Genomic DNA, 26,032 nt, shown 5'->3' with positions numbered 1-26,032 from the left:
CCGCAGAGGCGAGGACGGGCCCGGCAGCCCCTGAACCCTGCGGCACATCGGGCCTATATGCCCTGGTCCAGGCCGTGGACCCAGCCGGACACGGAGCGCTTTTCCGCCGACGGTCGGGAAGCCCCATGCGGTGGGGATCGAGCTCGACGGTGCGCAGCGTCTTGCGGTGGCCGGCGCCACGCTGTCGCCGCGGAACCCACTGCCTCCGTAGGGACGTCCCGTCAGGCGACACCGGTCCGCAGCACATACATGACTCCCGCGAGGATCGCCCGGTCGGGAAGTGTCGGGAACGCGCAGTCGGCCGGGATGGCGCTGCCGTCGTTCGGGAGCGGGCAGCCACAAAGGTGTTGGCCAATTGCCACGAGCTGCACCTGCCCAGAGCGGCCGTCCTGGAGCCGTGGAGAGTTTTCATTTGTCTTGTTCGCGCCGTTTTGCCAATTGAACGGGAAGGGCTGATTCCTGCCCGCATGAGGGATGAATTGCCGGGAACGGCCCGGAAGTTTGTGCGAGTTCTGTGACAACTTGTGGGCGCCCGGTGGCCGCTGGGGCCGCCGGGATCTGCCTTCCTGTGGGGGGAAGTCATGCACGAGCGTGCCTTCGGCATGCCGTTTCGGCGTGCCCGCAAGAGATCAGCAACCGGCGTTTCCCTGGCAGCCATCGCCTCGATCGCCCTGGCCGTCTCCGTCCTGCCCGGCGCGGGAGTGGCGGCGGCCGACGACAAGCCGGTGTCGGCCTGGGGCAAGGACAGCCCGGACTTCGCGATGCCGGCGGTGAAGGTCGGTGAGAACCGCCCGGTGGCGTCCGAGCGGTCCGAGGACCCGACGGACGAGGCGTTCCTGCCCTGGCAGCGCGAGCAGCGCGAGCGCGTCAAGGGCCCCGCGGGCAAGGCGGGCGGCGGCAAGCAGGCGCCAAATCGGGGCGCCGCCGCGGACGCCTCGGCACTGAGCATCATCCCTGAGGGCCAGGGCAATGTCCCCTGGCACCGCTACACCAGCTTCGCGATCACTGACGCGCTCACCGCGAAGATCGACTACTCGACCGGCAACCTGATGCTGACGGCGACGGACTTCGACATCGCCGGCGTCGGCCAGCGCCTGCAACTGGCGCGGACCTACAACTCCCTCGACGCTCCCTGGGGCCGGGTCTCGCAGCGCTGGTGGCAGCAGTACGAGCGCTACCTGTCCATCGGCTCCTCGGAAGTGATCTTCTACGACGCCTCCGGTGCGACGGTCCGCTTCGCCAAGAACAGCGACGGCTCCTTCACCACGCCCAAGGGCTACTCGCAGGACCTGAAGAAGAACGCGGACGGCACCTACACGCTGACCAAGTGGAAGTCGGGTGCGAAGGAGACCTACAACCAGTACGGGACCTTGACGAAGATCACCGACCGCAACAAGGGCACGATCACCGTCACCCAGCACGACGAGAACGGCGAGAACAAGGGGTTCAAACTCACCGAGACCCGCTCGGGCCGCTTCATCGACCTGGTGAAGACCTACGCGTCGCAGTGGCAGGCCAAGGACAACACCGGCCGCACCGCCGTCTACAACCTCGACGCCGACGGCAACCTGACCTCCACCACCGACACCGAGGGCAAGACGGTCTCCTTCCGCTACGACCCCTCCGGCCGCATCGACAAGATCACCACGGCAGAGGGCCGGGTGACGGTCTTCAGCTACGACGACGTCAACCGGGTCACCTCCATGCTGCGTGGCACCGGCTTCCACAGCGACGGCCACACCGGTCCGACCTGGACCTACAGCTACACCGCCGCCTCACCCACGGCCGCCGGGACGACCACGGCCAAGGACCCGGAACTGCACGCCACCACATACGCCCATGACGGCGACGGCCGGGTCACAGAGGTGACCGACGCGCTGGGCCGCAAGCAGTCCACGAAGTTCGACGCCAACAACAACATCGACTCCACCACGGACGCGATGGGCTCGGGCACCACCCCGGGCAACGTCACCGACTACGGCTTCAACACCCGCAACAACGTCGAAACCGTCACCGTCCCCACCGGCGGCAAGACGGTCAACACCTGGCAGACCATCGCCGGCGGGGACGTACCCAAGGACTCCACCAACGCCGACGGCGAGAAGACCAGCTTCACCTACGACACAGTCGGCAACACCACCTCGGTCGCGCAGACCGGCACCGGCGGCGGCAACGTCTCCTACGACTACAACCCCGCCACCCCCACCTGCGGCGGCTTCGAGGGCCAGCGCTGCAAGGCGAAGACGAAGATGACGTCCACGAAGACCGTCGTCACCGACTTCCACTACGACGCCAAGGGCAACCTGGAGTGGGTCAAGCCCCCGGCGCCGCTGGGCAAGACCACCTTCACCTACGACGACCTCGGTCGCACCAAGACCGTCACCGACGCCCGCGGCATCACCAAGACGTACACCTACGACAACCTCGACCGCATCCGAACCGTCACCTCACCGAACACGGTCAAGGTCGAGTACTGGTACGACGGCGACGGCAACCTGGTCCAGCGCTCCGACGGCACCGGCACCATCAAGTACGAGTTCGACCCGCTCCAGCGCGAGACGGTCCGCCACCTCCAGGACGGCTCCCAGACCCTGCTCGCCTACACCCCGGCCGGAAACGTCGACTACTACCAGGACCCGGCCGGCAAGGTCGACTACACCTGGAACGAGGCCAACAAGCTCAGCGAGCTGAAGGACCCGCAGGGCCGCGTGACAACGTACAAGTACAACAACAACGACGTCCGCACCACGACCACCTACCCCGGCGGTACGGTGCAGAAGGTCGACGTCGACAACTCCAGCCGCCCCAAGGCCATCAGGGCGACCTCCCCGCAAGGCACCCTGGTCGACCTGGCCTACACCTACGGCTACGGCACCAACGCCGCCACGGACGGCTCCAAGATCCGCACCCTGACGGACAACGTCCGCAACATCAAGCGCACGTACTCCTACGACGGAGCGGGCCGCTTCTCCTACGCCAAGGAGGAGAAGTCCGGAGCGATCACGGACTCCTGGCAGTACTGCTACGACCTGGCCGGCAACCTCACCTCCCAGGGCGTCGAGCAGGGCTGCCCGCGCGGCACCACCTACACCTACAACGACGCCCAGCAGCTCACCGCCAAGTCCACGACGAGCGGCCCCTGGTCCTACGACGCGATCGGCAACGAGACGGCCGGCGCTTCCACGGACGACCACGCCCGCACGGGGGAGTCGTATACGGACCACTCGCAGCTGAAGTCGATCACGGTAGGCGGCAAGGCGTACGCCGGTCAGTACGGCTCGACCGACCAGAGCGAGCGCATCAAGCTCGGTGACACCTTCTTCCACAACGGCCCGCTGGGTCTGTCGGCGAAGACGACTGCCGGTGTGGACATGGGCTTCAACCGCGAGCCCGGGGGCACGTTGAACTCCATGACGACCGGGGGCAAGACGTACTACTACCTCACGGACGCCATCGGCAGCGTGATCGCCTTGGCGGACGCGGACGGCAACAAGGTCAACACCTATGCCTACAGCCCCCGCGGCGTGCGCATCCTGACCCAGTCGTCCGAACCGGTCGCCCAGCCCTACCGCTTCGCCGGCGGCTACCAGGACCCCACCGGCCTATACCACTTCCAAGCCCGCTACTACGACGCCAACATCGGCCGGTTCACCCAGCCCGACCCCTCCGGCCAGGAGAAGAATCCCTACCTCTACGCCGAGGGCGACCCCGTCAACCGCATCGACCCGACCGGCACCATCAGCCTCAACGGGGTGATGGACACCGTCGGCAAGGCCGGAGACGCCATTGCCATCGGCGAATTCGGGGGCCAGTTGCTGACGGGAGACTACAAGGCAGCTGCCGGAACGGCTATCAGCTTCGCTGCGGACAAGGCTTTCACGGCTGGCTGTACGTACCTGACCGGCGGAGCAGGAGCGATTCCGTGCGCGGTCGGCGGAATGGCAGTCGGTGAGGCTACGGAGGCTGCTTACGAAGACGCAACGAGCTAGAAACCCCACACGGTCAGCGCATCACATGGAGGAGATCTCGTGCAGTCACACATCGCTTCGACGTCGTTAGCCTACAAAGGGCTTGATGGCGTTCCCCTCTGGCTGCTGTTCGGAATCGTCATCGTAGCTTTCATCATTTTCGGCGTGACACAGGCCCGTAAACGCAAGTAGCACCCAAAGCAGCGCTGAGGGAAGGCCGGGCGAGTACGGACTCGCCCGGCCTTCCGCGATATTCCACTGAGGTTTTCAGGGTGGCCCCCGGACGGGTGACGGCGGGACCATAGGCAACGGACAGGGCTCCCGTGCCGTTGAGAGAGGTGTCCAGGTCTCAACTCTCCAGCTCAGGAGCCCTGTTGGTCCCGTCGTCACCCGTGAGGGTGACCGACGCTGCAAACTCCGGCCGTCCGAGCGTGCGGTGATCGCTCTCGCGTACCTGCGCCGACGCGACTCCCTGGCTCAACTCGCCGCGGGTTCCCGTATCTCCGTCGGCACCGCCCACGCGTACGTCACCACCGTCGACGAGCACCTGGCCGACAAGGCGCCGGGCCTGCTGAAGGTCCTGCGCGAGACAGACCCCGACCATGTTCTCGTGGACGGCACCATCGCCGAGTGCGACCGGGTCGGCGACGGGCACGCGGACTACTCGACGAAGCACAAACGACACGGCGTGAACGTGAGGTCGATCATGGCCTCGGGGCGGGCGGGGAGTGGCTGCTAGTCGTGGGCACAAGGTCCGGGCGGGTGCCGGCCACGGAGACGGCGCGGGGTGGGCCGGCTGTCAACATTATTGAGTGTTGAACTCCATCGGGTGAACCTGGGCGGAGGGTGAGGTTCCGGTGTGGTGGGGGCGGGCATGAGAGAACTCCCTTACCTCCCCCAGCACTTCGGGAGTGCACCATGCTCCGCGGCATCGACGTCAGCGTCTACCAGTCCTCCTCCTACGGCACGGACGGCCTCTCCTTCGTCTTCGTGAAGTCGACGGAGGGGCGTACGTACGTCAATCCGAAGCTCGCCGCCCAGACCAAGCACGCGCGTGAGGCCGGGCTGGTCGTCGGCTTCTACCACTTCCTGTGGCCAGGGAACCTCACCGACCAGGCCGAACACTTCGTCGCCAAGACCCCGGAACGGGCGGGTGACATCCTCGCCGTCGACTGGGAGACGACCGGCGGCGGGACCCACGCGAGCAACGCGGAGAAGGACCGCTTCATCCGCAAGGTGAAGGAACTCCGGCCGCGCCACCGGGTGATCCTCTACTGCAACCGCGACTTCTGGCTGAACGTCGACACCACCTCGTACGACGGCGACGGCCTCTGGATCGCCGACTACGGCACCGCGGGCAAGCCCCGCATCAAGGCCCCCTGGCTCTTCCACCAGTACACCGACGACCCCATCGACAAGAACGTGGGCAGATTCGCCGACAAGGCGGCGCTGCGGGAGTGGGCCGGGAGCGACTGAACGGAGGAGGGGGCGCCCCCTCCTCCGTGGCCGTGCGTCACCCGTGCGGGGACGTCACTTGCTCAGGTGCGTCCAGAACTCGTCGAACGACAGGAGCTTGTCGCCGTTGAGGTCACGGCTGTTGATGAGCGCCTCGGCGACGGACTCGGTGACGTTCCAGTCGCCCTGCTGGGCGAGGGCGGTCTTGAACTCGGCCGCGGTGATGAAGCCGTCACCGTCCGTGTCGATCCGCTGGAACTGCTTGCGTGCTTCTTCGATGTCGGCCACCGGGTCCGCCCCTTGTTTCGTAGCGTTTCGTAGCTTGCTGTCGTACTGACGCAGGTCAGATTAACGGGCCGGGTGAGCGCGCAGCGCGGCGACCACCCACGCGAACTCCTCGCGGTGCGGGGGCAGCGGCTCGTCCTTCAGGACGGAGAGCAGTTCGCGGTAGCGGGCGAGCCGGTCGTTCGTCGTCCCCTCCATGCGCTCCAGTGACCGCGGTCGGCCGCGTTGAACTCGGCGGCCTCCCGCATCCGCGCCCTGAACTCCGTCCGGCAGGTCCGCGGCGGCGCCCCGCATACGGTCCCGGATCACCGGGTCCGCGGTGTCCAGCCCGTGGAACATCTCGTCCACGAACTCCTCGACGATCGCCTCCGTTCGGCTGTCGAAAGCCGTGCCAGCTTGTTCATCAGTGTCGTCTCCTCTGCGGTCGAGCCGCGTCGCGCCACGGTCGACAGCACCGCCCGGGTCACCTTGAGCGAGCGGATCTGCGCGTCCAGCGCGGCCACATGGGCGGCCGCCACCCGCGCCACCGTCGTCTCGCCGGCCAGCACCCGTCGTACGGCGTCCAGGCCGAGGCCCGGTTCGCGCAGGGTGCGGATCAGCTCCAGGCGGGCGGCGGACTCCGCGTCGTACAGGCGGTAGCCTCCCGGCGAGCGGGTGACGGGGGTCAGCACGCCCTCGTCGGACCAGTAGCGGATGGTGCGCACGGTCAGTCCGGTCGCCCTGGCCGGCTCTCCGACGGTGAGAAGTCCGGTGCCGTTGTCGATCATGTGTGTGAGTCTGGGTCTTCCAGTGGGTGGAGACTCAAGAGGTGGCGTGGTGGAGACGTTGCGGGACATTCTCGACTCGGCGGCGCGGGGGGTCTTCCCGCCCGCGGACGGCGGCGTGACCGTCGTGCCGCAGCAGTCCGCCCGGGACGCCGGCGTGCTGTCGTTCACCGCGCACTCCGTCGTGTTCACGGACGAGGACCCGGCGTGGGTGCGGGGAGCGCTGGCCGCCGCGGAGGCCGAGTGCGACGCGCTGGCCGCGAGCATGAACCCCCGGTTCCTGTCGGGCTTCCTGGAGCGCACGGGGCGGGTCTGCGAGACCGTCGACGCGATGCTGGTCGGGTCGCCGGCGGCGGGTGAGCCGGCGGTCGCGCTGGATGAGGTCGTCGACGCGGCGCATCCTCGCGCGGTCTACGCCCGGCGTCGGCGGGACGACGTGCGGGTCTGGACGGCGGAGGGCGGAGTGCTGGTGCTGGGCCGAGGCGTCGCCGGGCGGCTGGAGGTGTCGGTCGAGGTGGACGCGGCGGCGCGGCACCGGGGGCTGGGGCGGGCGCTCGTCGCCGCGGCCCGGCATCTCGTCGACGAGCCGGTGTGGGCGCAGATCGCGCCGGGCAACGCGCGCAGTCTGCGGGCGTTCCAGGCGGCGGGGTACGTCCCCGTCGGAGCGGAGGCGCTGTTCCTGGCCCCGAGGTGAGCCCCGCTCGGCCGCACACCCTCAGCCGCACCCCCTCAGCCGCACACCCTGAGCAGCAGCACCGAGCGGGCCGGGATCGTCAGCGCCGTCGCCGCGCGGTGAGGGGTCAGCGGCGGGGCGGACTGGGACTCGTCGGACGTGTCCACGAGCAGTTCGTAGTGGTCGGCCCAGGGCGGGCCGGGGAGGATGAAGGGCGCCGGACGGTCCCCCGCGTGCAGGACGGCCAGGAAGCTGTCGTCGGTGATGGGCGCGCCGCGCTCGTCGCGGCCCGGGATGTCGCGGCCGGAGAGGTACATGCCCAGCGTGGCCGCGGGGGCGTACCAGTCCCGTTCGGTCATCTCCGTGCCGCGCGGCGTGAACCAGGCCAGGTCCCGCAGCCCGTCCGCCGAGTGCGCCCGGCCGGAGAAGAACGCCCGCCGCCGCAGGACGGGGTGGTCGTGCCGCAGGGCGATCAGCCGGGCGGTGAGGTCGAACAGGGCCTTCCAGCCCGGGTCCTCCAGCAGGTCCCAGTCGACCCAGCTGATCTCGTTGTCCTGGCAGTACGCGTTGTTGTTGCCCCGCTGGGTGCGGCCCATCTCGTCGCCCGCGACCAGCATCGGCACCCCCGTCGACAGCAGCAGCGTCGTCAGCAGGTTGCGCAGCTGGCGGCGGCGCAGGGACCGTACGCGTTCGTCCTCGCTCTCGCCCTCCGCGCCGCAGTTCCAGGCGCGGTTGTCGCTCGTGCCGTCCCGGTTGCCCTCGCCGTTGGCCTCGTTGTGCTTGTGCTCGTAGGACACCAGGTCGCGCAGGGTGAAGCCGTCGTGCGCGGTGACGAAGTTGACCGAGGCGTAGGGGCGCCGGCCGCCCCAGGCGTACAGGTCGCTGGAGCCCGACAGGCGGTAGCCCATCTCGCGGACGTCGGGCAGCGCGTGCCGCCAGAAGTCCCGGACGGCGTTGCGGTAGCGGTCGTTCCACTCGGTCCACAGGGGCGGGAACGCGCCCACCTGGTAGCCGCCGGAGCCGACGTCCCAGGGCTCGGCGATGAGCTTCACCCGGCGCAGCACCGGGTCCTGGGCGATGACCGCGAGGAACGGGGAGAGCATGTCCACGTCGTGCATGGAGCGGGCCAGCGCCGCCGCGAGGTCGAAGCGGAAGCCGTCGACCCCCATCTCCGTCACCCAGTACCGCAGGGAGTCGGTGATCAGGCGGAGCACGTGCGGCTGGACCACGTGCAGCGTGTTGCCGCAGCCGGTGTAGTCGGCGTACCGGCGGGCGTCCGACTGGAGGCGGTAGTAGCCGCGGTTGTCGATGCCCTTGAGGGAGAGCGTCGGGCCCAGCTCGCCCGCCTCGGCGGTGTGGTTGTAGACCACGTCGAGGATGACCTCGATGCCGGCCGCGTGCAGCGCCCGCACCATCCGCTTGAACTCGCCGACCTGCCCGCCCGTCGTCCCGGAGGAGGCGTAGCCGGCGTGCGGGGCGAAGTAGCCGATGGAGTTGTAGCCCCAGTAGTTCTTCAGGCCGCGCCGCAGCAGATGGTCCTCGTGGGCGAACTGGTGGACCGGGAGCAGCTCGACGGCCGTGACGCCCAGCTTCACCAGGTGCTCGATCGCGGCCGGGTGCGCCAGCCCGGCGTACGTGCCGCGCAGTTCCTCGGGGATCCCCGGGTGCCGCATCGTGAAGCCGCGCACGTGCAGTTCGTAGATGACCGAGTCCGCCCAGGGCGTCTTCGGCCGCCGGTCGTCGGCCCAGTCGTCGTCATCGTGGACGACGACGCCCTTGGGGACGAACGGCGCCGAGTCCCGTTCGTCGCGCACGGTGTCGGCGACATGCTGCTCGGGCCAGTCGCGCACATGCCCGTACACCTCGGGCGGCAGCACGAACTCGCCGTCCACCGCGCGCGCGTACGGGTCGAGGAGCAGCTTCGCCGGGTTCCACCGGCCGCCGGTCCACGGGTCCCAGCGGCCGTGCACCCGGTAGCCGTAGCGCTGGCCGGGCATCACGCCGGGGACGAAGCCGTGCCAGATCTCATGGGTCAGCTCGGTGAGCCGGGCCCGCGTCTCGCGGCCCTGCTCGTCGAAGAGACACAGCTCGACGGCCTCCGCCCCGGCCGCCCACAGGGCGAAGTTGGTGCCGGCGACGCCGTCCGGGCCGACCCGGAAGCGGGCGCCCAGCGGGGTGGACGCGCCCGGCCACACGGGCACGCCCGGCGTCCTGCGCCGTGCCCCGTTCACGACGGTGGACGCGGCGGCGCGCTTGTCCGCCACCGCCTCCTGCTCGGCTGCGCTGGACACCGTTCCGCCTCCCGCGGCTCGTGGAACGACGGTGGCCCAGGGCGTACGGCGTCCCGGCCGCGGCTCCCTTAGCGTCGTCCTCCCCCCTGTTCTGCCCAGACCGTGCCTCGCACTCACGTTTCCCCGGAGCGTGCCCCGTCGTTGGGTACTGCGTGAGGCACGTACAACGGCGCGCGCGGCGCGCGGGGGCCGCGCTGGCCGCCGTACTGACATGGGCAGGACTGCTGGCCGGTGCGTCCGGCTGTACCGGGGAGGGCGGCCGCGGCGGCCTGGACCGGATGCTGGGCAAACCGCCGCCGGCGGCGGCGGAGGACGTCATCCGCGTCTCTCCGCGCGACGGCGCCAGGGCGGTGCGCCCCGACGGGGAGCTGCGGGTCCGGGTGACCGAGGGGCGGCTGGAGTCGGTGAAGGTGGTGAAGTCGCAGGACGCGCAGGAGGCGGAGGTGCCGGGCCGGATCTCCGCGGACGGCCGCGCCTGGAGCCCCCGCGACGGGCGGCTGGGGCTCGCCGCCCGGTACACGGTGGACGCGGTGGCTGTCGACGGCGAGGGCCGCCGCTCGGCCCGGCACACCACCTTCACCACGTACGTCCCCGAGGAGCGCTTCATCGGTTACGTCTCGCCGGAGAACCGCTCGACCGTCGGCACCGGGATGATCGTCTCCCTGGAGTTCAACCGGGAGATCGCCGACCGGGCCGCCGTCCAGCGCGCGGTGCGGGTCACCGCCGAGCCGGCCGCCGACATCCGGCCGCACTGGTTCGGCGGCACCCGGCTGGACTTCCGTCCGCAGGAGTACTGGAGGCCCGGCACCCGGGTCACCGTCGCGCTGCGCTTCCGTGACGTCGAGGCCGCGCCGGGGGTGTACGGGCTCCAGGACAAGACGTTCTCGTTCACGGTCGGCCGGCATCAGGAATCCCGCGTCGACGCCGCCGCGCACACCATGGAGGTGCGGCGCGAGGGCGAGTTGCTGGCCACCGTGCCGATCACGGCGGGGGCGCCGAAGACGACGACGTACAACGGGAAGATGGTGGTGACCGAGATGCTGGAGCTGACCCGGATGAACGGCGCCACGGTCGGCTTCAAGAAGAAGAACGGCAAGGGCGAGTACGACATCCCGGACGTGCCGCACGCGATGCGGCTGACCACCTCCGGGACCTTCCTGCACGGCAACTACTGGGCGCCGGCGGACGCCTTCGGGCGGGAGAACCTCAGCCACGGCTGCGTGGGGCTCAGGGATGTGAAGGGCGGCGCCTCGGACACGCCGGCGGGCTGGTTCTTCGACCGCAGTCTCGTCGGCGATGTCGTCGAGGTGGTCAACAGCAAGGACAAGACGGTCGCGCCGGACAACGGGCTGGGCGGCTGGAACATGGACTGGGAGGAGTGGACGGCGGGCAGCGCCGTGGAGTGACCGACGCCTCCTGCGCGCCGGCGCCCCCTCCGCGCCGGACGCTTCCTCCGCGCCGGGCGTTCCCCTTGTCGCCTGTCTCTCCTCCCCGTTTCGGGAACCTTTCCTCCCAAGGTCGAAGTTGGGACTGAACGGTGACATTTGGGGGCCGCCGACGCCGTTGACCTTGTGGTTACTATGCGGCCAGCGCGGGGGACGCGCCGGTGCACGGGCCTGACCGGCCCGGGGGAGGGGAAGAGAAAAGTGAACGTGCGACCGATATCGGGGGCATCGGTTGGCAGGCGCTCGCGTGGCCGCGACAAGCGGCTGGCGCTGATCGTCGGAGGACTCCTGCTGGCCGTCACGGCCTGCGGCGGGGGCGGGGACTCGGGCTCGGAGAAGCCGAAGGCCGAGGGGAGCTCCGGCTCGGGCACCGCCCAGAGCGAGCAGTCGGCGGCGGTCGTCAGCATCGCCCCGAAGGACGGCGCGAAGGCCGTCGACACCAGCGGCGCGCTGAAGGTCACCGCCGCGAAGGGCAAGTTGACCGAGGTGGTCGTCAAGGACGCCAAGGGCACGGCGATACCCGGCGCGATCTCCGCGGACGGTGCCGGCTGGACGCCGAGCACGCATCTGGCCGCCGCCACCAAGTACCAGGTGCACGCGGTCGCGAAGGACTCCGAGGGCCGTACGGCCGCCGAGGACGCCACCTTCACCACGCTGACGCCGGAGAACACCTTCCTCGGCAACTTCACGCCGGAGGACGGCTCCACGGTCGGCGTCGGCATGCCGTTCTCGGTCCGGTTCACCCGGGGCATCACCGCTCCGGCGGACGTCGAGAAGGCGATCACCGTCAAGACCGAGCCGGCGGTGGACGTCCAGGGCCACTGGTTCGGCAACGACCGGCTGGACTTCCGTCCGGAGAAGTACTGGAAGGCCGGCACCAAGGTCACGGTGACGATGAACCTGAACGGTGTCGAGGGCCGCAAGGGCGTCTACGGCAAGCAGTCCAAGACGGTCTCCTTCACCGTCGGCCGCAACCAGGTCTCCGTCGTGGACGTCGACAAGCTCACGATGCAGGTCACGCGGGAGGGCAAGACCGTCAAGACGATCCCGGTCACCACGGGCCAGCCCGGCATGGAGACCTGGAACGGCCAGATGGTCATCAGCGAGAAGCTCACGGTGACCCGGATGAACGGCGAGACGGTCGGCTACGGCGGCGAGTACGACATCAAGGACGTGCCGCACGCGATGCGGCTGACCACCAGCGGCACCTTCATCCACGGCAACTACTGGGGCGGCGGCGCGTTCGGCAACTACAACGCCAGCCACGGCTGCATCGGTATGCGCGATGTGCGCGGCGGCTATGACAGCGGGGTGCCGGCCGCGTGGTTCTTCAACAACTCGATGATCGGCGACGTGGTCGTCGTGAAGAACTCCAACGACGCGGTCGTGGCCGCGGACAACGGGTTCAACGGCTGGAACATGCCGTGGGCGGAGTGGACGAAGTAGTCCGCTCGCCTTGTCGGCCACGCGCTGACGATTCGCTCGCGGTTCGCTGACGTCCGGGCCCGGTGTCGTGATTTACGACACCGGGCCCGCTTCCGTTAGTCCCCGTGCTGTGCCTGCCCGGGGGCAACCCCCGGACCCCCGGCCGACTGTGACCGACCGCACGGAAACGGCAGCCGTTAGTCACCGTTAACCTGCTGCCATGACCGTGAATCTCGAAGTCGCCGAGGGCGTCGGCACGCTGCGTCTCGACCGCCCGCCCATGAACGCGCTGGACGTCGCCACGCAGGACCGGCTCAGGGAGCTGGCCGAGGAGGCGACCCGTCGGGACGACGTGCGGGCCGTCGTCCTCTACGGCGGGGAGAAGGTGTTCGCGGCGGGCGCGGACATCAAGGAGATGCAGGACATGGACCACACCGCGATGATCCTGCGGGCCCGCGACCTCCAGGACGCCTTCACGGCGGTGGCCCGGATCCCCAAGCCGGTGGTGGCGGCCGTGACGGGCTACGCGCTGGGCGGCGGCTGCGAGTTGGCGCTGTGCGCGGACTTCCGGATCGCCGCGGACAACGCGAAGCTGGGCCAGCCGGAGATCCTGCTCGGTCTGATCCCGGGCGCGGGCGGCACCCAGCGGCTCTCCCGGCTGGTCGGCCCGTCCAAGGCGAAGGACCTGATCTTCACCGGCCGGATGGTCAAGGCGGACGAGGCGCTGAGCATCGGCCTGGTGGACCGGGTGGTCCCGGCCGACGAGGTGTACACGCAGGCGCACGCGTGGGCGGCGAAGCTGGCGCAGGGTCCCGCGATCGCGCTGCGTGCGGCGAAGGAGGCGATCGACACCGGTCTGGAGACGGACCTGGAGACGGGTCTCGCCGTCGAACGGAACTGGTTCGCGGGCCTGTTCGCCACCGCGGACCGCGAGATCGGCATGCGGAGCTTCGTGGAGGAGGGGCCGGGCAAGGCCAAGTTCCTGTGACCCGGTTCCCCCGGTTCCCTCGATGGGGCGGTTTATCGGAACCTTAAAGCGACCTTAAGCCTGCCTTGTCGAGGGAGCCGCGGACTCCCCTCCGGACGGTTGGTCGCCGCAGGTGAGCGGCGGCTTCCGAGGCCCCGTACTGCCGTTGGCACATGCCCGTCGCAACGGGCGGAATGTTATCTTCCGGGGGGTGTATTCCCTCGGAACCGCCCCGGCGACCATGCCGGACGGCCATGATGGGGGGCATGGCGGGGCTGGAGGGTTTTGAACAGCCGCGGGGGCACGGTCGCGTGGCCGCGGCGCGCTGGTCGCCCGCGGTCGAGGACGAACGGGCGCTCAAGGCTCTGGAGTTGTTCGGCGACCCGACGGAGGCGGAGGTTCCGCTGCCGTCCCGTCCCGAGTCCGCCGCCACCGCCCGCCGGCTCACCCAGGTCATCGTGCTCCGCCGCTGGCAGCTCACCCCCAAGATGACCGAGGACGCCGTCTTACTCGTCTCGGAACTCGTCGGCAACGCCGTCCGGCACACCGGCGCCCGCGTCTTCGGCCTGCGGATGCGACGGCGGCGCGGCTGGATCCGCGTCGAGGTCCGCGACCCCTCACGGGGGCTGCCCTGTCTGATGCCGGTGCAGGAGCTGGACGTCAGCGGTCGAGGCCTGTTCCTCGTCGACAAGCTGTCCGACCGGTGGGGGGTCGATCTGCTGCCCCGGGGCAAGACGACCTGGTTCGAGATGCGGGTGACGGACCGCTGACCGCGTCGGTCGTCGACGAAGAGCAGGAAGACCGGATCCCGGTCCGTGGACGGTGTCTTGACGGTGCGGTGCGCTGCTGGCAGCGTGCGTGATCATGAGGGCTTCCGCTGAGCACCGTTGCGCGCGCGTCGCGCTCGTGGAGCGGCGTCACGTCGACCTGTGCCGGCAGTCCAGCGCCATCTGTCGCTGAGCCGTAGCAGCCCTCCCCTCTCTTCACCTTCCCTCCCGCCTCTTCCTTTTCGCCTTCCTTCCCTCCCCCCTTCCTTTCGCGTGCCCGCGCGAGCCGGCGCGCCGACTGCGAGGAGTCCGCATGCCCGAAATATCCCGTCGTACGTTCGGCGGCCTGGTCGGCGGCAGCGCCGTGACCGCCGTCGCCGCCCCGGCCGCCACCGCCGAAGCCGCCACCGCAGACGCCCCCGCCGAACGCCCCTTCCGCGCCCGGACCGCCTCCGCCGGCACCCGTCGCCGCCCCAACTTCCTGGTCATCCTGGGCGACGACCTCGGCTGGGCGGACCTGTCCTCGTACGGCGCCCCGCACATCCGGACGCCGAACCTCGACCGCCTCGCCCGGCAGGGCGTGCGCTTCACCGACGCCTACTCCGGCTCCGCGACCTGCTCCCCCACCCGGTTCAGCCTGTACACCGGGCGGTATCCGGGCCGCACGCCGGGCGGGCTGGCCGAGCCGATCGCCAACCGCGCGCAGGGCCTCGACCCGAACCACCCCACCCTCGCCTCCCTGCTGAAGCGCGCCGGGTACGAGACCGCCCTGATCGGCAAGTGGCACTGCGGCTGGCTGCCCGACTACAGCCCCACCAAGTCGGGTTGGGACGAGTTCTTCGGCAACTTCGGCGGGGTGCTGGAGTACTTCTCCAAGCTGGGCCAGCTCGGCGACTACGACCTCTACGAGGGCGACGCCGAGTACAAGGACCTGCGGTACTACACCACCGTGCTGACCGAGCGGGCGGTCGACTACGTCCGCCGGGACCATGACGCGCCCTGGCTGCTCAACCTCAACTTCACCACCCCGCACTGGCCTTGGCTCGCGGAGGGCGACGCGGAGACCGGCGCCGAGATCGCCGCGAAGATCCGGGCCGCCAAGAGCCAGGCGGAGGTCTCCAGAGCGCTCAACCACTACGACGGCGGCTCGGTCGCCAAGTACGCCGAGATGGTGGAGAGTCTGGACGCCGCCGTCGGCGAGGTGCTGACCGCGCTGCGCCGCTCCGGGCAGGAGGAGAACACGGTCGTACTGTTCGCCAGCGACAACGGCGGCGAGCGCTACTCCTACAACTGGCCGCTCAGCGGGCAGAAGTTCGGGCTGCTGGAGGGCGGCATCCGGGTGCCGGCCATCCTGCGCTGGCCCGCCCGCGTCGACGGCCACCAGGTCAGCGCGCAGCCGAACTTCTCCCCCGACTGGACGGCGACCCTCCTCGAACTGGGCGGCGCGCGGCCCGATCCCGCGTACCCGCTGGACGGCGTCAGCCTCGCCGGATACCTGCTGCGGGGCGAGGAACCCGCGCAGCGGGACCTGTTCTGGCGGGTGCGGGCCAACCGGGCGCTGCGGCGCGGCGACTGGAAGTACTACCGGGACGCGGCCGGCGCCGACCACCTCTACAACCTCGCGGACGACACCCGCGAGCAGGCCGACCTCGCCCCGGACCGCCCCGAAGTGCTGGCCGAGCTGAAGGCGTCCTGGGAGCGGATCGCGGGCGGGCTGCTGCCCTACCCGATCGGGTGACTCGGGCGTACGGCGTTGCCGTCGCGAGGCCGGTTCGGAGGGTCGAACGCGCAGGTCGTAGGACCGAAGCCCGAGTGCGATCCGGCCAAAACTCGGTGGGCGATGTCAGTGGCGGTCCGTAGGCTCGCCGGTGATGTCGACGACACGTGCAAGCACCAAGGATCGTTCCGCCGTCCGGACGCTGCTCCGCCTGTGGCCGTACGTGCGGCCGGTGCGGGTGCGGCTGTTCACCGCCGCGTTCGTCGCCGTCGTGGCCTCGTGCGCGGGGCTGGTGATCCCGCTCGTCCTGAAGTGGATGGTGGACGGGCCGGTCGCCGACCGTGACCACGCCGGGGTCTGGCTCGGGGCGCTGTACCTGCTGCTGCTCGGCGTCGCGGAGTCGGTGCTGTTCGGGCTGCGGCGGTGGCTGGTGGCCCGGCCGCTGGCGCACGTCGAGGCGGAGATGCGGGCGGATCTGTACCGACGGCTCCAGCGGCTGCCGGTGGCCTTCCACGACCGGTGGCCCTCGGGACAGCTGCTGTCCCGGGGGACCACGGATCTGATGCTGCTGCGGATGTTCCTCGCCTTCCCGCTGACGTTCCTGCTGGTCAACGGGGTGACGATCATCATCGGCGTGATCATCATGCTGATGCAGGACTGGTCGCTGGGGCTGGTCATCCTCGGGCCGGCGATCCCCGTGATGGTCATGTGCGTGATCTTCGAGCACCGGTACGCGGTCGTGGCGAGACTGGCGCAGGACCAGGTGGGCGATCTGACGACGGTCGTCGAGGAGAGCGTCCTCGGGATCCGGATCATCAAGGGGTTCGGACGGCACCGGAGCCAGGCGCGGGCGTTCCGGGAGCTGTCGCACACGCTGCGGGGGACGGAGCTGCGCAAGGCGCGGCTGCTGGCGGCGATCTGGGCGGTCATCGTGACGCTGCCGGAGGTGGCGATCGGGGCGGCGCTGGTGCTGGGGTCGGTGCAGGTGGCGGACGGGGAGCTGTCGGCGGGGACGCTGGTCGCCTTCCTGTCCACGGCGCTGGCGCTGCGCTGGCCGGTGGACTCGATCGGGTTCCTGCTGGCGATGAGCCAGGAGGCGGCGACGGCGACGGAGCGGTACTTCGAGGTGATGGACGCGGAGCCGGAGGGGCCCGGCGGGCCCGGGGGTTCCGGTTCGCGTGAGCTGCCGGCGGCCGGGGGTGGAGAGCGCGCCGCGGAGGCGGAGGCAGCGGCGGACGGACTGGTGTTCGAGGGTGTCGTGTTCCGGTATCCCGACGCGGAGCCCGACTCCGCTCCCACCATCGCCCGGGTCGATCTGCACATCCGGGCCGGGGAGTCCATGGCGCTCGTCGGGGCCACCGGGAGCGGGAAGACGACCCTCACCGCGCTCGTGCCGCGGCTGCACGAGGTGACCTCCGGGCGGATCCTGCTCGACGGCGAGGACATCGCCGCGATGTCGCGGGAGGAGCTGCGGGCCATGGTGGCCGTCGCCTTCGAGGAGCCGACGCTGTTCTCCGCGAGCGTCGGGGAGAACGTGCTCATGGGGGCGGGGGACGGCGCGGGCCGGGAGGAGCTGGAGCGGGCGCTCGCCGTGGCGCAGGCCGACTTCGTGCACGCGCTGCCGCAGGGAACGGGAACCCAGGTCGGCGAGCAGGGGCTGAGCCTGTCCGGCGGGCAGCGGCAGCGGCTCGCGCTCGCGAGGGCGGTCGTGGGCCGGCCCCGGTTCCTCGTGCTGGACGATCCGCTGTCCGCGCTGGACGTCCACACGGAGGCCGCCGTGGAGGCCGCGCTGCGGCAGGTCCTCGCCGACACCACCGCGCTGATCGTGGCCCACCGCCCGTCGACCGTGCTGCTCGCGGACCGGGTCGCCCTGCTCTCGGGCGGCCGGATCACCGCCGTGGGCACCCACCACGAACTGCTCCGCACCAACGCCGAGTACGCGCACCTCATGTCCGGCGAGACGGCCGGCGCGACGGCCGGGAACCAGGCCGGGAACCAGGCCGGAATCCAGGAGGACGACCGTCGATGACCGCCGCCACGACCCCCTCCCCCTCCCCCTCCCCCTCCCCCTCCCCCACCGCCGACGGTGACGACGACGCGCACGACCTGTCGCACACGCCGGGCGACGGCGACCCCTTCGACCGGGACGTCCTGCCCACCCCGCCGGGCGCGACCTCGGCGCTGCTGCGCTCGCTGCTCGCCCCGATGAAGGCGCGCGTCGCCCTCACCACGCACCTGCTGCTGCTCCAGCAGGCGGCCGTGCAGGCGGGCCCGCTGCTGGTGGCGTACGCCATCGACCGCGCCGTGCCCGCGTTCCGCGCGGACGACCACGGCCCGCTCGTCGCCGTGGCCGTCGGGTACCTGCTGTGCGCGCTGGCCTCCGGCGCGCTCCAGTACGCGTTCCTGGTGGCCTCCGCGCGCGTGAACCAGGACGTGCTGCTGGACCTGCGCGGCCGGATCTTCCGGCACGCGCAGGCGCTGAGCATCGACTTCCACGAGCGGTACACCTCGGGCCGGCTCATCTCCCGTTCCACCACGGACGTGGAGTCCCTGCGCGAGCTGCTCAGCGAGGGGCTCCAGGAACTGGTCACGGTCGTGCTGTCCTTCGTCTTCATCTCGGCGATGCTGCTCTGGCTGGACCTCGGTCTCGGCGCCGTGGCGGTGGCGTCGTTCGTGCCGCTCCACCTCCTCGTACGGGTCTACCAGCGGCGCGCGGGCCGGGTGTACCGGGCGCGGTCCACCGCGATCGCGGCCGTGATCGTGAAGTTCGTGGAGACGATGAACGGCATCCGCCCGGTGCGCGCGTTCCGCCGCGAGGCCGTCAACGACGCCGAGTTCCGGGCGCTGAACCAGCGGCACGAGCGGACCAACGGCGACGCGCTGCTGGAGATGGCCCGCTACGTCGTCGGCTCCCGGCTGGTCGCCAACACGGCCGTCGCGCTGATCGTGCTGTGGGGCGCCTTCCGGGTGGCGGAGGGCACGCTGGCGCTGGGCGTGCTGGCGGCGGCCGTGCTGTACCTGCGGCGGCTGTACGACCCGATCGACCGGCTCGCCATGTTCCTCAACTCGTACCAGTCGGCGGGGGCCTCGCTGGAGAAGATCGCGGGGCTGCTCGCCCAGACGCCGTCCGTGCCCGAGCCGTCGACGCCCGGCGAGCTGCCGGCCCGGCGGGGCGAAATCCCCGGCCGTGAGGTCGTGTTCGACGGGGTCGGCTTCCGCTACCGCACCGGCGGCGAGGTGCTGCCCCGCTTCGATCTGACCCTGCCGGCCGGGCAGACGGTCGCGGTGGTCGGCTCCACCGGCGCCGGCAAGTCCACCCTGGCCAAGCTCCTCGCCCGCTTCTACGACCCCACCGCGGGGCGGGTCCTCCTCGACGGCGTCGACCTGCGCGAGCTGGCGGTGCCCGAGCTGCGGCGCGGGGTGGTGATGGTGACGCAGGAGGCGTTCCTGTTCTCGGGCACGGTCGCCGAGAACATCGCGATCGGGCGGCCGGAGGCGAGCCGGGAGGACATCGAGCGGGCGGCGAAGGCGATCGGCGCGCACGAGTTCATCAGCGCCCTGCCCGAAGGCTACGACACGGACGTACGCAAGCGGGGCGGCCGCATCTCCGCCGGTCAGCGCCAACTGGTGGCGTTCGCCCGGGCGTTGCTGGCCGATCCGGCGGTGCTGATCCTCGACGAGGCGACCAGCTCGCTCGACGTGCCGGGCGAGCGGGCGGTGCAGGCGGCGATGACGACGGTGCTCAAGGGCCGTACGGCGGTGGTGATCGCGCACCGGTTGTCCACGGTGGAGATCGCCGACCGGGTGCTCGTCATGGAGCACGGACGGATCGTCGAGGACGGCAGCCCCGCCGAACTCGTCGCGGGTACGGGCCGGTTCGCCGATCTGCACCGGGCGTGGCGGGACAGCCTGGCGTGACGGCCTGGCGTGACGCGCACCGAAGGCTCGTGAGGACCGGCGAGGGGGACAGTTGATCGACGCGTACGAGGATCCGGGCCCGCCCGACTGCCGTGGCGGCTCCCGGTACCTGTGGTGGCTGGTGCGCCGTCAGCCGGGCCGGGCGGTGGCCGGCGCGGTGCTGGCCAGCGTCTGGATGGTGCTGATGGCGTCGGCCCCGTACCTGCTGTCGAAGGCCGTCGACGAGGGGCTGGAGCCCGGCGACACGGCGGCGCTGGCCGGCTGGACGGCCGCCCTGTTCGTCGTCGGCGCGGTCAACGCCTGGGTGAGCATCATGCGGCACCGCACGATGACGCGGCTGCGCATGGACGCCAACTTCCGCACGGTGAAGGTGGTCGTGGGGCAGGCGGCCCGGCTGGGCGCCGCGCTGCCGCGCCGGGTGGGGGCCGGGGAGGTCGTCACGGTGGGGGTGGGCGACGTCGGCACCATCGCCGGCTCGCTGACGGTGATCGGGCCGGGCGTCGGCTCGGTCGTGGTGTACGTCGTCGTCGCCGGGCTGCTGCTGTCGGTCTCGCCGCTGCTCGCGGGGGTCGTGCTGCTGGGGATGCCGGTGTTGGCCGTGCTGGTCGGGCCGTTGATGGCGCGGTTGCAGGGCGCGGAGGGCGAGTACCGGGAGCGTCAGGGCGTGCTCACCGCCCGGATCGGCGACCTCGCGGGCGGGCTGCGGGTGCTCAACGGGCTGGGCGGCAAAGGGCTGTTCGCGGACGCCTTCGCCCGCGACTCGCAGCGGCTGCGCGCCCAGGGGTACCGGGTCGGCTCGGTCACCAGCTGGATGCAGGCGCTGGGCGTGGGCCTGCCGACGGTGTTCCTCGCCGTGGTGACCTGGCTGGCGGCCCGGCTGGCCGCCCAAGGGGAGCTGACGGTGGGCGAGTTGGTGTCGGTGTACGGCTATGTCGCCGTCCTGGTGGGCCCGGTGTCGTTCCTCGTCGACCTGGGTTACGAGCTGAGCCGGGGCGTGGTGGCCGCCCGGCGGGTGGTGCGCGTGCTGCGGACGGAGCCCGACCCGGACATCGGGACCGCCGACGCGCCCGCCGAGCCGTCGGCGCTGTACGACCCCGCGTCGGGCGTGCGGGTCGCGCCGGGGCGGCTGACCGCGCTGGTCGGCGCGCGGCCCGCGGACACCGCCGAGGTCGTCGACCGGCTGGGCCGGTACACGCCGTCGGACGTCACCTGGGGCGGCGTACGGCTCGACTCGGTCGCCCTGGCGCAGGTCAGGGCGCGGATCCTGGTCGCCGACAACGAGGCCGACCTGTTCGCGGGCAGTCTGCACGAGGTGGTGGACGGTCGGCGCGAACGCGCCCCGGAGGCGGTGACGCGGGCGGTGCGGGCGGCTGCCGCCGAGGACGTCGTGCAGGGGCTGCCGGAGGGGCTCGACTCGCCCGTGGCCGCGCAGGGCCGCAGTCTCTCCGGCGGCCAGCGGCAGCGCGTACGGCTGGTGCGGGCGCTGCTCGCCGACCCCGAGATCCTGCTCGCCGTCGAGCCGACGTCGGCGCTGGACGCGCACACGGAGGCCGCGATCGCCGAACGCCTGCGCACGGCCCGCGCCGCCCGCACGACCGTCGTCACCAGCACCTCCCCCCTGCTCCTCGCCCACGCCGACACCGTCCACTACCTGGTGAACGGCAAACTGACGGCAACCGGCAGCCACCGGGAGCTACTGGAGACGGAGCCGGGGTACCGCGCGCTGGTGGCGCGGGATGCGGAGGGGGAGGCGGGGGAGACCGAAGACGGCCCGGAGACCGGGGGCGGCCGGGAGGTCGAGGGTGTGGGCCGGGGTTTCGGGCGGCAGGGCGGCGATGGTGTCGGGGAGGTTGCGCGGTGACGGTCGGCAGTGGGGGCGGGGCGGGGGACGGCGGGACGGAGGCCGGCGGGACGGAGGCCGGGCGGCTTCCCGTCGCCGGGGCGGGTGAGGTGCGGCGGGCCGCGGGCCGGCTGGTGCGGGCCGACGGGCGGGCCTTCGCCGCCGTCCTCGCGCTGAACGCGCTCGCCGCCGCGGCCGGGCTGGCCGGGCCGTGGCTGCTGGGCCGGATCATCGACGAGGTGCGCGACGGCGGCGGGGTCGGCGCGGTGGACCGGCTGGCGGCGGCCATCCTGGTGTGCGCGCTGGCCCAGCTGCTGCTGGCGCGCTGGGCCCGCTACGCCGGGCACCGCTTCGGGGAACGCACGCTCGCCCGGGTGCGGGAGCAGTTCGTCGACCGGGCGCTGTCCCTGCCGGCGTCCGTCGTGGAGCGGGCCGGCACCGGCGATCTCACCACGCGCGGCACCGCCGACGTGGCGGCCGTGGGCACCACCCTGCGCGACGCGGGCCCCGAGCTGCTGGTCTGCTCGGTGCAGGCGCTGTTCCTGCTCGGCGCGGTGTTCGTGATCGACCCGCTGCTCGGCGCGGTCGGGGTGCTAGCGCTGACGCCGATCGGGTGCGTGCTGCGCTGGTACCTGCGGCGGGCCCGCGCCGGCTATCTGGCGGAGGGCGCGGCCACCTCGGAGGTCGCTGAGATCCTCGCGGCGACGGCGTCCGGGGCCCGTACCGTCGAGGCGTTCCGGCTCCAGGAGCGGCGGGTCGCGGCGAGCCGGGAGGCGTTGGAGACCTCGCGGCGGGCCCGCTTGCACACCCTGTATCTGCGGACCGTGTTCTTCCCGGTGGTCGAGGTGACGTACACGCTGCCGGTGGTCGGCGTCCTGCTGCTCGGCGGGGCGCTGCACGCGCGGGGCGCGGTGAGCCTGGGCGCGGTGGTGGCGGCGGCGCTGTATCTGCGGCAGTTCACCGAGCCGTTGGACCAGATCCTGATGCGGGTCGACCAACTCCAGAGCAGCGGGGCCTCGTTCGCGCGCGTGGAGGGGCTGGGCGGCGCACCGCGGCCGGCGGCGACGCCGACGACAGCCGACGGCTCCCCCGCTCCGGCCGCCGCCGTCCCCGTGGACGATCTGATCGAGGTGAAGGACGTCCGGTACGCCTACGAGCGGGGCGGTGAGGTGCTGCGCGGGGTCGACCTGACGGTGCGGCCCGGCGAGCGGCTCGCGGTCGTCGGCCCGTCCGGTGCCGGGAAGACCACGCTGAGCCGGCTGATCGCGGGCGTTGACGCGCCCACGGCGGGCTCGGTGACGGTGGGCGGGGTGCCCGTCGCGGACCTGGAGCCGGAGGCGCTGCGCCGGCAGGTCGTGCTGGTCACCCAGGAGCACCACGTGTTCATCGGCACGGTCCGCGACAACCTGCTGATGGCCGAACCGGCCGCGTCCGACGAGCAGTTGTGGGCCGCGCTGAAAGCCGTCGGCGCGGCCGACTGGGTACGGGAGCTGCCCGACGGCCTCGACGCGGAACTCGGCGCGGACCGGAACCGTACGGACGGTTCGCAGGCGCAGCAACTCGCCTTGGCACGGGTGGTGTTGGCGGACCCGCACACGCTGATCCTGGACGAGGCGACGGCCCTGCTGGACCCGGCGACCGCGCGGCACGCCGAGCGCGCCCTGGCCGCCGTGCTGCGCGGCCGGACGGTCATCGCGATCGCGCACCGGCTGCACACCGCGCACGACGCGGACCGGGTAGCCGTGATGGAGGACGGCCGGCTGACCGAACTCGGCACGCACGAGGAGCTGGTGGCGGCGCGGGGCGCGTACGCGGCGCTGTGGGGGACGTGGCACGGGGAGCGGCGAAGTCCGTGACAGCCGCCGAAGTCCGTGACAGCCACCAAAGCTCATGACAGTCGCCGAAGTTCGTGACAGCCGCCGCATGCAAGCGAGTTGCCCCTTTTTCGCACGATGACCCGGTCCGTGAACAGGACATGGTCCGTATATCGAACATGAACTCCCGGACAACGAACCGTTTCCGGCCAACTTTCTGACGCGCTCCTGACAGACAGCGCTGCCACCTGCCACTCTTCCCCCTGCTACTGCACAGCAACCCCACAGCATCACCCCGTTCTGCGTACCGCCCTTAGCCGTGCCCGGACGGCCGATCCGCCGTCCGGTCTCCCCTGGCCGCGTGATCCGTGGCCGCGCAGAAGGAGTCAGTGTGAGCAGCAGTTCTCGCAGACGCACCCCCCACACCCCGCACCGCAGAGCCGCGGCCGTCGCCCTCGTGGGCGTGGCCGCGCTCGTCGCCGCCGCCGTGCAGTCCGGCGCCGCGACGGCCGCCCCGGAGAAGGCACCGCAGGCGGCCGGTCAAGCGATCCCGGGCTCGGAGTCGGTCCGGATCTCCCCCGCCCAGCGCGCCGAGCTGATACGCGAGGCGAACGCCGACAAGGCGCAGACCGCGAAGGACCTGGGCCTGGGCGCCAAGGAGGCGCTGGTCGTCCGTGACGTGGTCAAGGACGCGGACGGCACGGTCCACACCCGCTACGAGCGCACCTACGCGGGCCTGCCCGTCCTCGGCGGCGACCTGGTCGTCGAGAGCACCCCGGCCGGCGCCACCGAGGGCGTCGTCAAGGCGACCGCCGCGGCCATCGCGCCCGCCACCACCACGGCCAAGCTGCCCGCCGCCAAGGCCGAGGCGCAGGCCCTGGCCGCCGCGAAGGCGGAGGACGCCAAGAGCCCCGACGTCAACCGCGAGCCCCGCAAGGTGATCTGGGCGGCGAACGGCAAGCCGACGGTGGCGTACGAGACGGTCGTGGGCGGGTTCCAGCACGACGGCACCCCGCAGGAGCTGCACGTCATCACCGACGCCACATCGGGCGCGAAGCTGTACGAGTGGGAGGCGATCGAGACCGGCACCGGCAACACGGTGTACAGCGGTCAGGTCCCGCTCACCACCACGCAGTCCGGGTCGACGTACAACCTGACCGACGGCGCGCGCGGCAACCACAAGACGTACAACCTGAACCGCGGCACCTCCGGCACCGGCACCCTGTTCTCCGGCGCCGACGACATCTGGGGCAACGGCAGCCCGTCCAACCTGGAGTCGGCCGGCGCCGACGCCCACTACGGGGCCGCGCTGACCTGGGACTACTACAAGAACGTGCACGGCCGCTCCGGCATCCGCGGTGACGGCGTCGGCGCGTACTCCCGCGTCCACTACGGCAACAACTACGTCAACGCGTTCTGGTCGGACAGCTGCTTCTGCATGACGTACGGCGACGGCTCCGGCAACGCCAACCCGCTGACGTCGATCGACGTGGCCGCGCACGAGATGACGCACGGCCTGACGTCCAACACGGCCGGCCTCAACTACAGCGGCGAGTCCGGCGGTCTGAACGAGGCGACGTCCGACATCTTCGGCTCGACCGTCGAGTTCTACGCCAACAACTCCTCCGACGTCGGTGACTACCTCATCGGCGAGGAGATCAACATCAACGGCGACGGCACCCCGTTGCGTTACATGGACAAGCCGAGCAAGGACGGCTCGTCCAAGGACAGTTGGTACTCGGGCATCGGCTCGATCGACGTGCACTACTCGTCGGGCCCGGCGAACCACTTCTTCTACCTCCTCTCGGAGGGCAGCGGCACCAAGACGATCAACGGTGTCACCTACAACTCGTCCACCGCGGACGGGCTCGCGGTCACCGGCATCGGCCGCGACAAGGCGGAGAAGATCTGGTTCCGCGCCCTGACCACGAAGTTCACCTCGACCACCAACTACGCGGGCGCCCGCACCGGCACCCTCGCGGCGGCCGGTGAGCTGTACGGCACCACGTCGGCCGAGTACGCGGCGGTGGCGCACGCCTGGGCGGGCGTCGCGGTCGGCGCGCGTCCCGGCGGCGGCGGCGGTGGCGGCACGTCCTTCGAGAACGCGGCCGACGTGTCGATTCCGGACAACGGCGCGGCGGTCAACTCCTCGATCACCGTGACGGGCCGGCCGGGCAACGCGCCCTCGAATCTCGCGGTGGCGGTGGACATCGTCCACACCTACATCGGCGACCTGCGGGTGCAGCTGATCGCTCCCGACGGGACGGCGTACACGCTGAAGGCGTACAGCACCGGCGGCAGCACGGACAACCTCAACACCACGTACACCGTGAACGCCTCCTCCGAGGTCGCCAACGGCGTCTGGCAGTTGCGGGTCCAGGACAACGCGGCCCAGGACACGGGCTACATCAACAGCTGGAAGCTGACCTTCCCGTAGGCCACTGCCAGGAGGCCTCCGTGCGGTGACGCCGAGGCCCACCCCCCACATACAGGGCGCCGTCCCGGAGGTTCGACTCCCCGGGGCGGCGCCCTCCTTCTGCCCACCCCGCGCCCTCTTTTTGCCCACCCCTTACCCGCGACCTGTTGGCCCTTTACCGAGGTCAAGTCCGTTTACACGGCGGCAATGTTCACCGTCTGATCGATTTTTGGCCAACATCATGTGGGGGTCCTGACATGTACGCGACCTTGATGCCACTCTTCCTC

17 protein-coding genes and 2 pseudogenes are annotated in these 26,032 nt (G+C 71.2%); 16 read left to right on the top strand and 3 right to left on the bottom strand.

The genetic code is table 11. The features are described from left to right. Positions 1-581 precede the first annotated feature (581 nt). The 4 genes and pseudogenes from ACFYX4_RS24190 (at position 582) to ACFYX4_RS24175 (ending at position 5,444) form a co-directional block, all read left to right on the top strand. A complete protein-coding gene (locus tag ACFYX4_RS24190) occupies positions 582-3,989 on the top strand; it encodes an RHS repeat-associated core domain-containing protein (protein ID WP_389336997.1) in 3,408 nt (1,135 codons plus the stop codon). Positions 3,990-4,028: 39 nt separating this feature from the next. Further along, complete coding sequence (locus ACFYX4_RS24185; protein ID WP_389336994.1) at positions 4,029-4,160, top strand: hypothetical protein; 132 nt, start codon at positions 4,029-4,031, stop codon at positions 4,158-4,160. A gap of 190 nt (positions 4,161-4,350) precedes the next feature. Continuing rightward, positions 4,351-4,674 (top strand): annotated as a pseudogene (locus ACFYX4_RS24180) (transposase family protein); the annotation flags it as partial. Positions 4,675-4,886: 212 nt separating this feature from the next. Beyond that, positions 4,887-5,444 carry a glycoside hydrolase family 25 protein gene (locus ACFYX4_RS24175; RefSeq protein ID WP_389336991.1) on the top strand — a complete coding sequence of 186 codons (558 nt, stop codon included), beginning with the start codon at positions 4,887-4,889 and terminating at the stop codon, positions 5,442-5,444. A 54-nt stretch (positions 5,445-5,498) separates the two neighbouring features. Here ACFYX4_RS24175 and ACFYX4_RS24170 read toward each other — a convergent pair whose 3' ends face one another. Both ACFYX4_RS24170 and ACFYX4_RS24165 read right to left on the bottom strand, forming a co-directional pair. Next, a complete protein-coding gene (locus ACFYX4_RS24170; protein WP_389336988.1) occupies positions 5,499-5,711 on the bottom strand; it encodes an EF-hand domain-containing protein in 213 nt (70 codons plus the stop codon). 60 nt (positions 5,712-5,771) lie between these two features. Beyond that, positions 5,772-6,475, bottom strand: a pseudogene (locus ACFYX4_RS24165) (MerR family transcriptional regulator). A 49-nt stretch (positions 6,476-6,524) separates the two neighbouring features. Here ACFYX4_RS24165 and ACFYX4_RS24160 point away from each other — a divergent pair. Further along, complete coding sequence (locus tag ACFYX4_RS24160) at positions 6,525-7,166, top strand: GNAT family N-acetyltransferase (RefSeq protein WP_389337595.1); 642 nt, start codon at positions 6,525-6,527, stop codon at positions 7,164-7,166. 35 nt (positions 7,167-7,201) lie between these two features. Here the strand turns inward: ACFYX4_RS24160 and glgX are convergent, their stop codons facing one another. Then, on the bottom strand, positions 7,202-9,436 hold the full coding sequence (glgX, locus tag ACFYX4_RS24155; protein WP_389336985.1) for a glycogen debranching protein GlgX: 2,235 nt from the start codon (positions 9,434-9,436) through the stop codon (positions 7,202-7,204). 152 nt (positions 9,437-9,588) lie between these two features. Between glgX and ACFYX4_RS24150 the strand changes: the two genes are divergently transcribed. From ACFYX4_RS24150 to ACFYX4_RS24100, 11 genes are all read left to right on the top strand, one after another. Beyond that, a complete protein-coding gene (locus ACFYX4_RS24150) occupies positions 9,589-10,842 on the top strand; it encodes an Ig-like domain-containing protein (protein ID WP_389336982.1) in 1,254 nt (417 codons plus the stop codon). Between the two features lie 240 nt (positions 10,843-11,082). After that, positions 11,083-12,327, top strand: coding sequence for an Ig-like domain-containing protein (locus ACFYX4_RS24145; protein WP_389336979.1), 1,245 nt, complete (start codon positions 11,083-11,085; stop codon positions 12,325-12,327). Between the two features lie 199 nt (positions 12,328-12,526). Then, positions 12,527-13,294, top strand: coding sequence for an enoyl-CoA hydratase/isomerase family protein (locus ACFYX4_RS24140; protein WP_389336976.1), 768 nt, complete (start codon positions 12,527-12,529; stop codon positions 13,292-13,294). Positions 13,295-13,539: 245 nt separating this feature from the next. After that, complete coding sequence (locus tag ACFYX4_RS24135; RefSeq protein ID WP_389336973.1) at positions 13,540-14,043, top strand: ATP-binding protein; 504 nt, start codon at positions 13,540-13,542, stop codon at positions 14,041-14,043. A 94-nt stretch (positions 14,044-14,137) separates the two neighbouring features. Continuing rightward, positions 14,138-14,233 carry a putative leader peptide gene (locus ACFYX4_RS24130; protein WP_389336969.1) on the top strand — a complete coding sequence of 32 codons (96 nt, stop codon included), beginning with the start codon at positions 14,138-14,140 and terminating at the stop codon, positions 14,231-14,233. A 120-nt stretch (positions 14,234-14,353) separates the two neighbouring features. Then, complete coding sequence (locus ACFYX4_RS24125) at positions 14,354-15,778, top strand: sulfatase (protein WP_389336966.1); 1,425 nt, start codon at positions 14,354-14,356, stop codon at positions 15,776-15,778. A gap of 133 nt (positions 15,779-15,911) precedes the next feature. Beyond that, positions 15,912-17,786 carry an ABC transporter ATP-binding protein gene (locus tag ACFYX4_RS24120; protein WP_389336963.1) on the top strand — a complete coding sequence of 625 codons (1,875 nt, stop codon included), beginning with the start codon at positions 15,912-15,914 and terminating at the stop codon, positions 17,784-17,786. Continuing rightward, a complete protein-coding gene (locus tag ACFYX4_RS24115; RefSeq protein WP_389336960.1) occupies positions 17,783-19,675 on the top strand; it encodes an ABC transporter ATP-binding protein in 1,893 nt (630 codons plus the stop codon). The genes ACFYX4_RS24120 and ACFYX4_RS24115 overlap by 4 nt, the downstream gene beginning before the upstream one ends. A 52-nt stretch (positions 19,676-19,727) precedes the next feature. Further along, a complete protein-coding gene (locus tag ACFYX4_RS24110; protein ID WP_389336957.1) occupies positions 19,728-21,536 on the top strand; it encodes an ABC transporter transmembrane domain-containing protein in 1,809 nt (602 codons plus the stop codon). 89 nt (positions 21,537-21,625) lie between these two features. After that, positions 21,626-23,371, top strand: a complete 1,746-nt coding sequence (locus tag ACFYX4_RS24105; RefSeq protein WP_389337592.1) for an ABC transporter ATP-binding protein — start codon at positions 21,626-21,628, stop codon at positions 23,369-23,371. Between the two features lie 349 nt (positions 23,372-23,720). Beyond that, positions 23,721-25,766, top strand: a complete 2,046-nt coding sequence (locus ACFYX4_RS24100; protein WP_389336954.1) for a M4 family metallopeptidase — start codon at positions 23,721-23,723, stop codon at positions 25,764-25,766. The last annotated feature ends 266 nt before the right edge of the window (positions 25,767-26,032 follow it).

It is taken from the genome of Streptomyces sp. NPDC002328, from assembly GCF_042890065.1.
Taxonomy (GTDB): domain Bacteria; phylum Actinomycetota; class Actinomycetes; order Streptomycetales; family Streptomycetaceae; genus Streptomyces.
This window is presented reverse-complemented; position numbering and strand designations above follow the sequence as displayed.